Annotated in this window: 12 protein-coding genes and 2 pseudogenes; 6 read left to right on the top strand and 8 right to left on the bottom strand. The window is 41.6% G+C overall.

Going from position 1 to position 14,172, the window contains the following annotated elements:
- The first annotated feature begins 130 nt into the window (after positions 1 to 130).
- Both RMY00_RS01125 and RMY00_RS01120 read left to right on the top strand, forming a co-directional pair.
- Positions 131 to 1,207, top strand: coding sequence for a glycosyltransferase family 4 protein (locus tag RMY00_RS01125; protein WP_322645797.1), 1,077 nt, complete (start codon positions 131 to 133; stop codon positions 1,205 to 1,207).
- A 66-nt stretch (positions 1,208 to 1,273) separates the two neighbouring features.
- Positions 1,274 to 2,059, top strand: a complete 786-nt coding sequence (locus RMY00_RS01120; RefSeq protein WP_322645796.1) for a WecB/TagA/CpsF family glycosyltransferase — start codon at positions 1,274 to 1,276, stop codon at positions 2,057 to 2,059.
- A 526-nt stretch (positions 2,060 to 2,585) separates the two neighbouring features.
- Here RMY00_RS01120 and nifH read toward each other — a convergent pair.
- Positions 2,586 to 2,681 (bottom strand): annotated as a pseudogene (gene nifH, locus RMY00_RS01115) (nitrogenase reductase); the annotation flags it as partial.
- Between the two features lie 507 nt (positions 2,682 to 3,188).
- Here nifH and RMY00_RS01110 point away from each other — a divergent pair.
- Entirely contained in the window at positions 3,189 to 3,542 is a 354-nt protein-coding gene (locus tag RMY00_RS01110; protein ID WP_322645795.1) for a hypothetical protein, read from the top strand.
- A gap of 845 nt (positions 3,543 to 4,387) precedes the next feature.
- Positions 4,388 to 5,896: an SIMPL domain-containing protein gene (locus tag RMY00_RS01105; RefSeq protein WP_322645794.1), complete on the top strand. Its 1,509-nt coding sequence runs from the start codon at positions 4,388 to 4,390 to the stop codon at positions 5,894 to 5,896.
- 95 nt (positions 5,897 to 5,991) lie between these two features.
- Here the strand turns inward: RMY00_RS01105 and RMY00_RS01100 are convergent, their stop codons facing one another.
- From RMY00_RS01100 to RMY00_RS01075, 6 genes are all read right to left on the bottom strand, one after another.
- Positions 5,992 to 6,222, bottom strand: a complete 231-nt coding sequence (locus tag RMY00_RS01100) for a DUF6737 family protein (protein WP_322645793.1) — start codon at positions 6,220 to 6,222, stop codon at positions 5,992 to 5,994.
- A 62-nt stretch (positions 6,223 to 6,284) separates the two neighbouring features.
- On the bottom strand, positions 6,285 to 6,440 hold the full coding sequence (locus RMY00_RS01095) for a hypothetical protein (protein WP_322645792.1): 156 nt from the start codon (positions 6,438 to 6,440) through the stop codon (positions 6,285 to 6,287).
- 16 nt (positions 6,441 to 6,456) lie between these two features.
- Entirely contained in the window at positions 6,457 to 7,425 is a 969-nt protein-coding gene (locus tag RMY00_RS01090; protein WP_322645791.1) for a TauD/TfdA dioxygenase family protein, read from the bottom strand.
- Positions 7,426 to 7,700: 275 nt separating this feature from the next.
- On the bottom strand, positions 7,701 to 9,737 hold the full coding sequence (ligA, locus tag RMY00_RS01085) for an NAD-dependent DNA ligase LigA (RefSeq protein WP_322645790.1): 2,037 nt from the start codon (positions 9,735 to 9,737) through the stop codon (positions 7,701 to 7,703).
- A gap of 262 nt (positions 9,738 to 9,999) precedes the next feature.
- Entirely contained in the window at positions 10,000 to 11,064 is a 1,065-nt protein-coding gene (locus RMY00_RS01080) for a vWA domain-containing protein (RefSeq protein ID WP_322645789.1), read from the bottom strand.
- A gap of 276 nt (positions 11,065 to 11,340) precedes the next feature.
- Complete coding sequence (locus RMY00_RS01075) at positions 11,341 to 11,607, bottom strand: hypothetical protein (RefSeq protein ID WP_322645788.1); 267 nt, start codon at positions 11,605 to 11,607, stop codon at positions 11,341 to 11,343.
- A gap of 148 nt (positions 11,608 to 11,755) precedes the next feature.
- Between RMY00_RS01075 and RMY00_RS01070 the strand changes: the two are divergent.
- Positions 11,756 to 11,974 (top strand): annotated as a pseudogene (locus tag RMY00_RS01070) (XisI protein); the annotation flags it as partial.
- A 69-nt stretch (positions 11,975 to 12,043) separates the two neighbouring features.
- Here RMY00_RS01070 and trxB read toward each other — a convergent pair.
- On the bottom strand, positions 12,044 to 13,414 hold the full coding sequence (gene trxB / locus RMY00_RS01065; RefSeq protein WP_322645787.1) for a thioredoxin-disulfide reductase: 1,371 nt from the start codon (positions 13,412 to 13,414) through the stop codon (positions 12,044 to 12,046).
- A gap of 114 nt (positions 13,415 to 13,528) precedes the next feature.
- On the opposite strand from trxB, the gene RMY00_RS01060 reads away from it, so the two are divergent.
- Complete coding sequence (locus tag RMY00_RS01060; RefSeq protein ID WP_322645786.1) at positions 13,529 to 14,095, top strand: Uma2 family endonuclease; 567 nt, start codon at positions 13,529 to 13,531, stop codon at positions 14,093 to 14,095.
- Positions 14,096 to 14,172 lie beyond the last annotated feature (77 nt).

The raw sequence follows: 14,172 nt of genomic DNA, 5'->3' as shown, positions 1-14,172 counted from the left end.
GGTAATCTTTATTACACTAAAACTCTTAATGACTATCATTGACAAATACATAACTTAATCATAGTTTAAGTACAATGTGCCGTACATAAATATTTGATGAATTTATCTACCCTAAATAAGCTCTTTTGTTATGAGTCCTATAAAGATTACTATGTTAGGCGAAAGCTTGGAGCGCCAAGGTGGAATAGTTTCCGTGCAAAAGCTCATCCTTGAAGAAGCCACTGAAGCTACTTCTGATATTAAATTTACACATATAGCTACTTTACCCAATGGCTCTGCTCTCCAGAAAGTATTGGTATTTGTGCAGGCAATAGGGGAGTTATTTTGGAATTTATTAAATAAAAAATCCGACCTAATTCACGTCCATGTTTCAGAGAGAGGTAGTGCTTTTCGTCACTCAATCACTAGTGTAATTTGTTGGCTGTTTAAAAAACCGCTAATTATTCATGCTCATAGTGCTGACTTTCATTTGTTTTACTCTGAGCTTCCTCAATTACTGAAGCAATGGCTTAGTTGGTCTTTTAGGAAATGTACCCGTTTTATTGTTTTATCAGATAGCTGGAAAAAATTTTATATCGAAAATCTTGGTTTGAAGCCAGAGCAAGTTATTGTTCTTCCTAATGCAGTAAGAATTCCTGCCCAAATTCCACAGCATGTAGATTCCAACGAGGTATTTTTCTTATTTCTAGGTCGCATTGGTCAGCGCAAAGGTGCATTTGATTTAATTAACGCATTCGCTTCTATACCTGCCCAAGAGAAAAGTAAAGCAAAGTTGACTATGGCAGGTGATGGAGATGTAGAAAAAGCTCGTAGTTTGATTCAAAGTCTAAATCTTGTTGACCACATTACTATCCTTGACTGGGTAGACAAAGAAAAACGCGACGAGCTTTTAGCTAAAGCTGATGTATTTGTTTTACCTTCTTACAACGAAGGTTTGCCGATGGCACTACTAGAAGCAATGAGTTGGGGTTTAGCTGTCATAACGACTAAGGTAGGAGGAATACCCGAAGTAGTTACTCAAAATCAGAATGGTTTATTACTCAATCCGGGTGATATTCAACAGCTGTCAGAGGCAATGCAATCTTTAATTGCAGATAAGAATTTGAGAATATCTCTAGGAGCTAATGCACGGATAAGTGTTAAACACTTGGATATCAACAATTATCTTGCATCCTTAAAATACATTTATGCATCAGTCGTAGGTTAAGAGCCATATTCTGATGATCATTGATTAACCATAAGTTTGTGTAAAGTAGACAAGGAGGAAATAACAATGGAAACAATGAATACGAAAACTTTCCCTGAAATTAAGTTGTTTGATACAAGATTCCATAAAGTGAAAGTACAAGAATTAATCGATTATTTAGTAGAATCAGTCAAAAAACCAAAAAAGACAATTGTCGAAAATGTTAATATTAGAGCGATGAATTTTGCTTATGAAAAGCCTTGGTATCGAGATTTTTTAAATAATGCAGATTTAGTATTTTGCGATGGATTTGGTGTATTGTTAGCGGCTAACTTAAGCGGTTATTCACTGGATTCTGTACATCGCATGACAGCACCAGATTATATAGAAGATTTAGCATTAAAATGTGAAAAAGAAAATGTTTCTTTGTTTTTATTAGCTGGAAAACCTGGCGTAGTGGATGAAGCAATTACAAAGTTGGTATCAATTGCACCAAACCTTCGGATAGGTGGACATCATGGTTACTTTGAGAAATCAGGAAAAGAGAATGATTTAATAATAGAAAAAATCAATAAATTCCGACCTGATATTTTATATATTGGTTTTGGTATGCCATTACAGGAGCGGTGGATTTTAGATAACTTCAATAAAATTGAAGCTCGTGTATTTTTACCTTTAGGCGCGTGTCTAGATTTTTATACTAACTCTACATATCGTGGCCCTGAGTGGCTGACGAATAATGGCTTCGAGTGGTTAACACGCTTAGTTACTGAACCTACTCGTCTTTGGGATCGTTATGTCATAGGTAATCCATTGTTTTTTTATCGTCTATTTAAGCAAAAAATCGCTCAAAAATTGGTAGCAAATCGCTAAGAGGTTGTTTGAGAATTCTGGCGTTGCTGATTGCGGTATAAAAACAATTGTGCGTTGTGGTGAAAATCCTTGGAGATAATTAAAATTTTACGTCTCTACACCCAAGTTCATACCTCGATTCAGCAAGGCCAAAATTCCTATTGTCGGTATAAAAAGGTTTTAGATGTCTCTATTGGACTTACTTTTTCTTCCTACCAGTAACGATTTCGACATTTCCTTTTGCAATACCATTTCACGAAAAATATGATACAGATGCAAACCTTGAAAGCATTGCTGTATCTAATTTTTTTAATTGCTTTAGCGCAGCGTTAGCGTTAGCGAAGCGGTAGCGTTCGCGCAGCGTCTCGTAGAGAGGAACGAGCGTCCGTAAGAGCGTCATTGCGTTAGCGTAGCGGTGCGTTTGCTTTTAGCGTCTCCAAGAGTTGCCCATTGTGTTAGCGTAGCGGGGTGAAGCCCATTGTGAATTGGTACAAGTGCTTCTAGTGCCTTCGCCTTGAGCATCTTCTTGCTTCTTTTCACCGTCTGCTTGAGTGATCGCAGCTAGGGTATTTTGGGAGGTGGTAGATTTACCAATACCGCCTTTACCGTAGAAAGCAATCTGTCTAATTTTGTCGTCGGACATAATAATTTATCCTGCAATTATTTGCTGAGTATGTCGGTTCATGATTGATCGCATGTAGTGAAAGCGATCGCTTAACTTTGCAGCACAGTTTGGATCATCTCTGCGCTTCTGTGCAGAGATGATTTGATATAGGGACTGGACTTTGGACTAAAAAGAGAAAGGTAGTCAGCAAGTAACACTGACTACCGTAAAGCCAATGAAAGTAATCAATACTGGCTGCTTAATTCTTTTTTCAGTAACTTCGCTTTATACCAATTAATTTGGTTTAAAGCAGCGATTGATACAGTTTTAGTAATCGGTTTCAGCTTTGATCCTTGATAGGAAAGTAACAAAAGCCGTAGAAAACTTACCAATAAATTCTGCCGCATGGGTAAATTTTACCCCAACTAAAAATTGTTAATTTTACTCAGGTAAAAATGCAGACAGCATTAGCAATGCTACGTCACCTTTACTGTGTATAAATGAGATGAAATAACAGTTTTTAGCACAATAATAATGGAGAGAGTAATGATTACCGAAGAAGACTTAGCCCAACAATTTACTCTGATTATCAAGCAAGCTCACCCAAGAGCATGGAAATTACTACAGTACTGCTATATAAAAGTGCTAAATTCTAAATCAAAAGGAATGTATATCCCTCATGCCAAATATATAAGAATTTACTGCCCTGACAGACTGATTTCTGCTGTAGTAGCAGAAAAAAATTTACTGATAGAAGTGGCAGAATATCTGGGTCTAGTAGAAGTTGTTTGCGTGAATGCTACAAATTTGTTACACGATCCCAAATCGCAGATTAAGAAGATTTATCCTAAATTATGGTTAGATTTGCAGTGGATTGTTACACAAAATCAAGAATTATGAAAACTGAAATAATGTCTAATTTTAATCCTGCAAAATCCTCAGCTTAATTTCTTAAAACGTACAAAAATTTCATGAATCAGCCCTACCTATCTCCAGATGTTTGCCTTCCAATCTGATAATTCAATTAAGTTAAATACTGTTTAGACAACTCGAAAAAGCAACTAATAAAAAGTTTTTATTAGCAGGCGATGTCTGACTACAAGCCGCTGACGCTCCTTCTCTACGAGACGCTACGCGAACGTCGCTACCGCTTCGCTAATGCGTTTACGCATCACACGCATTTTGTTGTCAACCCACTAACTGATAAATATATTTATAGAAAATAATTTACTTGGTTTTGGCGTACCAAATGGTAAAAGTGCCTTAATTGCTACAATTATGACCCTCTTAAATTCGACAAACTTGTTACGTAATCAGGACTTACGCAGTACAATTATTCGTTGAGTTGGGTATAGCGCATAGGGAATGGGGCATCGGTAAATTTTCCATGCTCAATACCCAATGATCAATGCCCAGCCCAAACCTTTGACTTTTCGTTACTGATGCGTAAGTCCTAGTAATATTAAGTCGCAGATGGTGTTAAAAGATTGCATTCACTACTTGACATGTCAACACTGCGATTTATACCGTCTTTTCTAGCTACTGGAATCAGTCCTGATAGCAATTCCCACTGCGGCGATGAAAGTTAATTAGGTACGGTGGATTCATGGCTCTCGTCACGCTGTCATCCTTAAGTATTTTTTCTATTGACAGGATATCGGTGAGTGAGCTTTCTTACTTTTCAGACATCCTCTAAGATTAAGACATTAACAGGTTTCAAACATCATTTAAGGAAGGAGAATAAGATGGCTAACACAAATAATAATCTCACAGTTGCGAGTGAGCAGGCTCTTGTGATCATCCCTCCCCTGACTGGTAACACTAATCCAAACACTGCTGAAAAATTGGAAGTTACTGGTCAAGGAGAGATAACGGTTCCCACTACTTTAACTGAGGTGCAATTGGGGATTCAAGTACAGGGAAAAACCTCAACCGAAGTTCAAGAAGAAACTGCTCAACGTTCAGCAGAGGTAGTTGATGTGCTGAAAAAGCTTGGGGCGCAAGAACTTCAAACTACATCTATTCAACTAAATCCCGTCTATAAATATGATAAAGATGGTAATCAAACCCTAATCGGCTTTAAAGGACTCAACAAACTTCAGTTTGAGTTACCAACGGATCAAGCTGGAGGAGCAATTGACAAAGCTATCAAAGCAGGTGCGAATCTAATAGAGAATATAAACTTCACTCCTTCAGACAAAGCATTGCAGCAGGCACGCTTGCAGGTTCTTAGCGAAGCAGTTAAAGACGCCCAAGCTCAGGCTAATGCAGTTTTTAGTACCTTGCAGTTAACCCCCGGAAAAATTATTGATATTGATATTAACTCAACTGCCAATCCTAGCCCATCTCCTTTGTTGCTTGAAGGATTAACATTAAATAAGGCATCTTTTGCAGCAGATATCACAACTCCTATAATTGGTAGTCCTGAGACGATAAAAGCTAGTGTTTCTCTAGATATCGGTTATTCTCAAAATTCAGCAGGCACTCTCGCTTCGGCTACTAATGATAATCTCACAGGTGCGATTAAGCAGGCTCTTGGGATTATCGATCCCCTGACTGGTAGCACTAATTCAAACACTGTTCAGAAATTGGAAGTTACTGGTCAAGGAAAAGTTACTGTTCCCAGTACTTTAACTGAGGTGCAATTAGGGATTCAAGTACAGGGAAAAACTGCAACCGAAGTTCAAGAAGAAGTTGCTCAACGTTCAACAGCAGTAGTTGATGTGCTGAAAAAGCTTGGAGCGCAAGAACTTCAAACTACATCTATTCAACTAAATCCCGTCTATAAATATGATAAAGATGGTAATCAAACCCTAATCGGCTTTAAAGGACTCAACAAACTTCAGTTTGAGTTACCAACGGATCAAGCTGGAGGAGCAATTGACAAAGCTATCAAAGCAGGTGCGAATCTAATAGAGAATATAAGCTTCACTGCCTCAGACGAAGCATTAAAGCAGGCACGTCTCCAGGTTCTTAGCGAAGCGGCTAAAGACGCCCAAGCTCAGGCTAATACAGTTTTTAGTACCTTGCAGTTAACCCCTGGAAAGATTATTGACATTGATATTAACTCAGCTAGCAATCCTAGCCCATCTCCTTTGGACTTTAATCTAGTAGCAGGTAAAGCTTTTGCAACAGGTACTACAACTCCTTTAATTGGTGGCCCTCTGACGATAGAAGCTAGTGTTTCTCTAGATATCGCTTATTCTTCAACTCCAGCAGGTACTCTCGGTCTAGCTTTTCATGGATTGCAGTGATCTGCTACTGTCAAAAGCAAGGGCGCGGTGTAGTTGCGCCCCTTGCCAAACAACTAGGCGAGAAACATGGAAATATTCCGACGTTTATACTCGAATTAGTCCTTATACGACTCCAAAATCCCACTGCGAATCATTAGTTGTGGCCAAAACAACACAAAAAACCCCATCCATGTCACTACAGGAATGGAGACGAGAACTGTTAGCCAGATAGTTTTAAATAGTAACCAGCTACCAGCAATCAGGGTTACACCTGTGAGAACTATAGACCAGGGTTGACACCACCAAGGTTTATAATTCCAGGGGCTTATGGGCTTTTGTTCAGACATTGATTTTATTTAATAAAACTCCAAATTTTCTTTTAACAATTTTTAGGATAAATTATCTATTACTACAGGTCGGCGGAAATAAACCTACCATTAGACATAAATTCGTAAGAAATATAACAGTACAATTCAGATTTATATTCTTGCACCTGCCCACTTTTTTGCCAGAGAATAAATTCTCTGGCTAATAGCGCAAGTCCACTCAAACGGACTACGGACATATTCCGCAGTACTTGCTTACGAAAGCACTGGTTCTGCTTCCAGCTTCTCAGATCGGTTCTTCAAGACGGTTGGTAATTGGCTGTTGAACGCTTCACCTTCAACCACTTGCGATCGGAAACCATCAGGCCCGACTGGAACATCACCCGTTATGGTGGTGCGATAGAGGACGCGCTCGACTTCCAGATGATCCAGATCCTGCGGGGCTAAATGCGAGGTGGCGCGATTGTCCCAGAAGGCAATGTCACCGTTGTTCCATCGGAAGCGGGTAGTGTAGGCAGGCTTGGTAATCTGGTTGAAAAACAACTCAAGCAGCAGGTCGCTTTCTTGCCGTGATACGTCAAGAATGTGCGAGGTGAAGCCAGGATTCACGTACAATGCTCGTTCGCCTGTCTCAGGATGAACCCTGACAACTGGATGTATTGAAACCAGGGGATTGGCTGCAATGCGCTGGGCGATTTTGCTATTGCTGGGCAGGTTCAAACGGGCATTGAAGCGATGTTCGGCTTTCAATCCGTCTGCTAGCGATCGCAAGGGTGCTGATAGACCCTCGTAGGCTGCAACCAAGTTAGTCCACTGGGTGTCACCACCGAAGCTAGGAACGTTAACCGCACGCAAAATTGATGCCGCAGGCGGGTTGACAACTGCTGTCACATCGGTATGCCAACGGCTCTCGTAGCTAGAACGCCGCAGGCCATTGCGCCGTTCGTAACGACTGCGGTCAATCGGCAATATTTCTGAGAAGCCTTCAATTGGCTCATCTTCGTGGGGATGCGCGTAGGTAACTTCGCCAAAACGAGCGGTGAACGCAATCTGTGCAGCATGATCTATGTTCTGACCGCGAAAGAACACGACTTTCCACTTCAATAGTGCTTGACGAATCTCTTTGACTGCATCATCGTGCAAGGGACGCGAAAGGTCTACGCCACTGATTTCGGCACCGATGAAACCAGCTACCTGCTTGACTTCAATGTGTTTGTTGCTCATCTGAATTCTCCATAGTTTGATCTATAGGGCAGTCTTCGCACTCGTTCGTTTCTTTTGGTATGTTGCTTGCACTTAATAACTACATACCAAAGGAAGCGATCGCAGCTGAAAAATATTATACGATAAATCGATCAATTTACAGTAGTATAAGAATATCCTATTTTTATACTTGCTCTAATTCCCTCCTAAAAAACAGGGTTAGGGAGGATTAAGGCAGAAGCCAAGCTTAATAAACGTTAATAATTAATGAGTCTGACGCATTTGCCAGATATACATCAATCCTCCAGCATCTCCAATAATTGCGGCTCGCTTAATTGCGTAATTCCCAAAGAAACCGCTTTTTCTAATTTAGAACCTGCATCTTCGCCTACTACCAAATAATCGGTTTTTTTACTCACTGATTCAGTCACTTTCCCACCAGCTTTTTGAATCAAAGCCTTGGCTTCATCTCGCTTTAAGGTTGGTAATGTTCCTGTAATTACAAAAGTTTTACCTGCGAACTTTTGATTACCATCCCCAATTGTTTTTGTTTCCTCTGTAGCAGCTAATTGCAACCCTTCTGCTTGTAAGCGTTCTATCAACTTTTGGTTGGCATCAATCCGAAACCACTGGTACACAGATTGGGCAATTTCAGCACCAATACCGTAAATTCCTTCAATATCTGATTGCTTTGCTGTCGCTAACTGGTCTACAGTGAAATATTTCTGAGTCAACAATTGAGCATTGACGCTGCCAACGTGCCGGATGCCTAAACCATACAATACCCTTGACCAAGGTTGGTTTTTCGATTGAGCGATCGCATCTACCAATTTCTCAGCCGACTTTTCCCCCATCCTTTCTAATGCACACAATTTGCTTTTTGTCAACTCATACAAATCGGCAACGGAATGCACCAAACCTTTATCAACAAGTTGATGCGCTAGCTTTTCCCCCAAGCCTTTAATATCTAAAGCATCACGACTTACCCAATGTTCAATGGAACCTTTGAGAATCGCTGCACAGGAAGCATTGACGCACCGAGTCACCGCCTCACCTGATTCTCGCACCACTGGTTGACCACAAACTGGGCAATGGGTGGGCATAACGAAAGGTTCAGTGTCAGAGGGACGGAGTTCTTTGAGTACCCTTAGCACTTCTGGGATGATTTCTCCGGCTTTGCGGACAATGACAGTATCGCCGATGCGAATATCTAATTGAGTAATGCGATCGCTATTATGTAAAGTAGCGCGAGAAACTGTTGTCCCCGCCAGTTGCACTGGGCGCATCTCGGCTAACGGCGTTAACGCCCCCGTTCGTCCGACATTCACAGCAATATTTTCGACACGAGTGGGTGCTTCTTCGGCTGGGTACTTTAGAGCGATCGCCCAGCGAGGGAATTTCTGGGTAAACCCTAGCTGTTCTTGAAGTTTAAAAGAATTCAGCTTTACTACTACCCCATCAGTCATGTAGGGTAAATTCAGCCGTTCCGTATCCCAGTATTCATAATATTTTGCCACTTCTGCGATCGAGGCACACAGTTTGTGGTTGGGGTTGACTCGAAAACCCATCTTTTCTAATAACTCCAATGCTTCCCATTGGGTATTGGCAATACTGGCGTCATCTCTACCAGGAATGTGTAAGGTATAGCCAAAGAAATCTAATCGCCGTTTAGCGACAATGCGCGAGTCTAGTTGTCTGAGTGTACCAGCTGCGGCATTGCGGGGGTTGGCAAATAATTGCTCGCCTGCTTTTTGTCTTTCCTCGTTGATTTGTTTAAATACTTCCAACGGTAAAAACGCCTCACCGCGTACTTCCACCCTTTCTAGAATTTCTAACCCTTCAAAATTCAAACGTAAGGGAATTGAGCGAATTGTCCGCACATTTTGGGTGATATCTTCACCCGTCACCCCATCACCCCTAGTTGCACCCCTAACTAGAATGCCATTTTGATAGGTCAGAGCCAAAGCAGAACCATCAATTTTGAGTTCACAGACATATTCTACCGAGTCTATTTTCGGTACTTGTCGCCGCCAACGCTGATCCCAGGTTTGCAACTCATTGATATTAAATGCATTCTCTAGACTGTACAGGGGGATATTATGCCGCACCGAGGTAAACTGCGTTGCTGGTCTCTCACCCACGCGCACAGTCGGACTATCGGGAGTCGCCAATTCTGGATACTGAATTTCTAGTTGTTGCAATTCTCGATATAACTGGTCATAGACTGCATCCTCCATAATTGGAGCATCTAAAACGTAATAAGCATAACTGGCTTGTTGCAATAATTGGCGCAGTTCTTCTGTACGTTTTACTTCTGGCTTAATCTGGGTCATTAGACTTATTACAAAATACCTAGCGAATAGAATAGCCTGCATGAGCAGGCTTTGTTTGGGTAGCCGTGACCGAAGAGGCGGAGGGGCAGGGGAAGCAATCCCTGCCCCGTTCGCGTAGAGTCTCGCAGAGAAGCTGTGAAGCGGAGCGGAACATGGGTATCAAGCCCCGTCTTTCTAAGAAGTTCTTGATTGGTCGGAGTACAAGCTCCGTTCAATCCTCTCCCCTGCTCCCCTGCCTCTTTTGACTTATAATCGTTGGGATTTAGCGATCCCAGTCTTCGACTTCATATAAAAATCGAGTTTTGCCAATTAGTTTACGATTAGCAGAGGTACTTTGGACAAACACAACATACTTTTCTAGGTTACTCGGTTTAATCCGAATCGTTGCATCCATCGGTAGACCTAACATTTCTCGTGCAGCACCTCCTTCAAATAAATCACCCGTTGCTCGATCCATTAAGATAATTTCTTTTTGAGCCTGGATAGTTTCTGTTTTTGTAAATTCGTAGAAACCCCGCCCAACTTTAAAACTTAAACCATTTTCTAATACAAAGGCTTTAATTGAAATATCTTGTTCAACCTCTAAAATTTGGAAACGCCCCGGAGAAACTGCCCGTAAATCAGCCGATTCGTAATAGGATGTTGCTTCCCGGTTCATCATGGTGTTAAATATTTTATTTAACCCACGGCTCATGCGTCCTTGGTCAATTACTTCTTGTTCATAAGCTTGTAGCTGATCGTTAGAAGATTGTTGGTAGCAGACTGCTAAAAACAAATCACTAATATACGAAAATTGGTCTAAGTTGATATGAAAACCGCCAGACTTTTCTGCAAGTTCTTGATAAAAAGGAGTGGCATGAGGGCGATTGAGTGCTTGAACTCCGTAAACTGTAATTTCTGCCTCAGCTAATTTATCTAACTCTTTGCGCCAATTCAGTTTTTTAGGATTGTGTGCTGGCGGATGGGGAATATCATCGCCAATCAAAACCAGTGATTTTGTTGCTGATTTTGACCAAGATAAAGATTGCGATTCATGTAATACCAATTCGTAACATTCCGGTGCATCTCCGCCACCAGTAGGTTCGACATTTTGCACAAAATCACAGATAGCATCAACATCACCAGATATATTAAATATTTTGGTGACATAAGTTGAACCTGCATCGCAATAGTCACCATGAGCAATAATTCCAATTTTAATTAAGGGAATTTCGTCTATTAGTCTGGTAACGGTATTTTTGATTTTTCGCCGTACTTGAGTAAGGCAAGGATACATACTTCCAGTTGTATCAAAACTGAAAACAATCTCAATATTATTACTTGTCATCCGCTCACCTAAATTAATATTTAATTTTTAACTTACAAAATTACAAATGGCACGTAATCATGGTTAAAAATTTTACAGGTAAGCCGCCAATTATCATTACTCACTGAGGCGTTAATACCGCAAGGCGGAAGTCAAAAGTCAAAAGTCTTATGAAATTAGGACTTACGCAAAATATCTCTCAAACTCTCATTTCTCCTCTGCGCTTCTGCGGTAGCCTGCGGCAAGCCACTTTGTGTCTACGTTATTCCATAACTCATGCGTAAGTCCAATATTTTTTTACCCTACCCTAACCCTCCCCTTAATCCCCCCGACACTTACCCAAATTGACCCAGTTTGTGGCGCTGGTGCAGTGCCTATGGATTCTACCATCTCTGCCCAAATCTCCCCTTCACCATCTGTTCTCAATAGTTCTGGTAGCGCTTCGACCAACGTGTTGTCATTATCCTTTTTTTGACTACGCAGCCAAGGTATTTGTCCTGCCAATCCCAAAATTTGTGGATTGTGAGGTATTGGTACTACTGCTAAACAACTGTGTAGCATCATTCCTCTACCTTTACCATCACCAATATGCCCTAATCCCTTAATTTACCGATGATGAGTGTAATCTAGTTCTGTTGTGTCTTGGATGAATCAAACAACATTGGATTTTATTTCAGTCGTGCTTTGTTTCGTCGCCGTAATGTGAGGTTGAAGTTATTTGTTGATAACGCTAGGCTGGGATGGTGTTAAGCGAATTCACGGTTGCTGAGTTCATCTTGATATTATTGATGGCAAAATTTGGGTGCAACGGGATGACACAGAAGATGGTGTAACCTACGAATTGATAGCAGCAGGAATTCACAAAGAGAAAATTGTCTTGGGATTTCACCCGCCAAATGTTAGGCAACACACAGGGTATGCTATTGCCTAACTTATTAAAGCTAACATTTAAGCCAACTGTAGCGGGTATTGGGCACAGTCTTCCCCATGCCCTATTCTCCTATAGATTACTTTCAATCAACTGGCGGTATTCGCTCTTTTGCTTCACACCTTTGACTTCCTTCACCAGTTCTTTATTTTTGAACAATTGAACTGTTGGCGTTCCTGTCACACCAGCATTTTCAGCAATATCTCGGTCTTTGTCGATGTCAATTTCCACAAAGTGAATTTTGCTGTCAAACTCATCCACCACTTTGTTTAAAATTGGCTTCAGAGTATGGCAAGGGCCACAACCAGGAGAGACGTATTTAACAAGGAGTAAGCGATCGCTTTCATGGAACAATTTCCGTAAAGCATAACCTCCCTCATGGCGCGTCGCATCCAATTTAAATCCAGCTTCTTCCTCGGCTTCAGTCTTTTTGGCTGGCTGATGTTCTAATTCATTAACTGCTGTTTCTGGCTGTTGATGGAATTCTTGAATCAAGCCAGTGGACGACAACCAACGTTCTGCCAACATCGCCGCCATACAACCAGTACCCGCAGCCGTAATTGCTTGCCGAAACTCATGATCTTGTACGTCGCCAGCAGCAAAAACGCCTTCTACACTGGTTTCCACAGAACCAGGCTTAGTGACAACGTAACCTACCTCATCCAGTTCTAACTGACCTTTAAATAAAGAGGTGTTGGGAGTGTGACCAACGGCGTAGAATAAACCTTTAGCGTGCAGTTTGCTCTCTTCACCAGTTTTAGTATTGCGAACTTTCACCCCTTCCATGTGGCCGTTACCGAAGATATCCACGGCTTCTGTGTTCCAATGCACTTGGATTTTCGGGTTGTTCAAAACGCGGTCTTGCATGGCTTTAGAAGCCCGCATTTTATCGCTGCGTACCAACATATTTACCTTAGAACCGTATTTGGTGAGGTAAATTGACTCTTCCGCCGCCGAGTCGCCAGCACCAATTACAGCCAATTCTGCACCGTGAAAAATTGGTGTTGCACCATCGCAAATTGCACAAGCGGAAATACCCCGACTCCAAAATTCATGTTCGTTGGGTAAACCCAAACGTTTTGCAGTTGCACCCGTAGCAATGACGATGCTGTTGGTTTTTATTTCCCTCTCTTGCGATCGCACTGTAAATGGACGCTGACTCAAGTCAACTGATATAACATCTTCAGTATATAGTTCAGCCCCCCAGCGCTCCGCCTGCGCCTTCATCTGATCCATCAGTTCCGGCCCGGTAATCCCTTGCGGAAACCCTGGAAAGTTCTCAACTTCTGTCGTTGTCATTAATTGCCCACCAGGTAATCCCCCGGCTTGGAAACCTTCAAATACAACGGGTTTCAGGTTAGCGCGTCCAGCATAAATAGCTGCTGTGTACCCTGCTGGGCCAGAACCGATAATTACCAAGTTTTCTGTTGTTGTGTTAGACATGAAAATATACGAACTCATAACGACTACGTTTAATATAGCATAATAAATTGCGATCGGCTATGCCAGATGGGAAACGGTACGTATGATAGAGATAAAACCGTTATTTAGTGTATTATGTCCTTTGCTATTACAGACTTAGAGCAGCTCCAAAGCGAGCATCCAGAGTGGCAGATGGAGCTAGTAGAGGGGAAAATTATAGTTATGGGGCCATCAGATTACGAGTCAGAGGAAATTGGCACTCGATTAAGTACCTTCTTGAATATCTGGGTCATGTCGCGCAAACTAGGGCGAGTGACTGGTTCTAGCGCAGGCTTCATATTACCTAAAATAGAAGAGGGCGACTCCGAAAAAAGAAACCTGCGTGCCCCTGATGTGTCTTTTGTTCGCGCTGACAGATTGAAAAAGACCAAACGCGACTTTGTAGAGTTAGTTCCAGACTTGATGGTTGAGATTAAATCTAAAAGCGACAGAATTAAACCACTTGAAGAGAAGATTCAGCTATTTTTGCAACTTGGGTCTGTAGTCGGCATATTGATTGACCCTGACGAATTGACAGTAACAGTTTACCGATTAAACCAAACTCTAGTGGTGTTGCAGAATGGAGACATCCTTAGACTACCAGACTTGCTACCAGGTTGGGAACTGGCGGTATCAGAATTGTGGCCACCTGAGTTTGAGTAAGGCATTCTCACAAACGAAATTGGGAATCAAGACCCTGGTTTAGGCTAGGGGCTTTTAGATGCAAGGATTTTGGATTG

The organism is Nostoc sp. ChiVER01 (assembly GCF_034531155.1).
In the GTDB taxonomy this organism is placed as follows: Bacteria; Cyanobacteriota; Cyanobacteriia; order Cyanobacteriales; family Nostocaceae; genus Nostoc.
The sequence above is the reverse complement of the archived record's forward strand: the minus strand, read 5'-3'. Positions and strand labels throughout refer to the sequence as shown.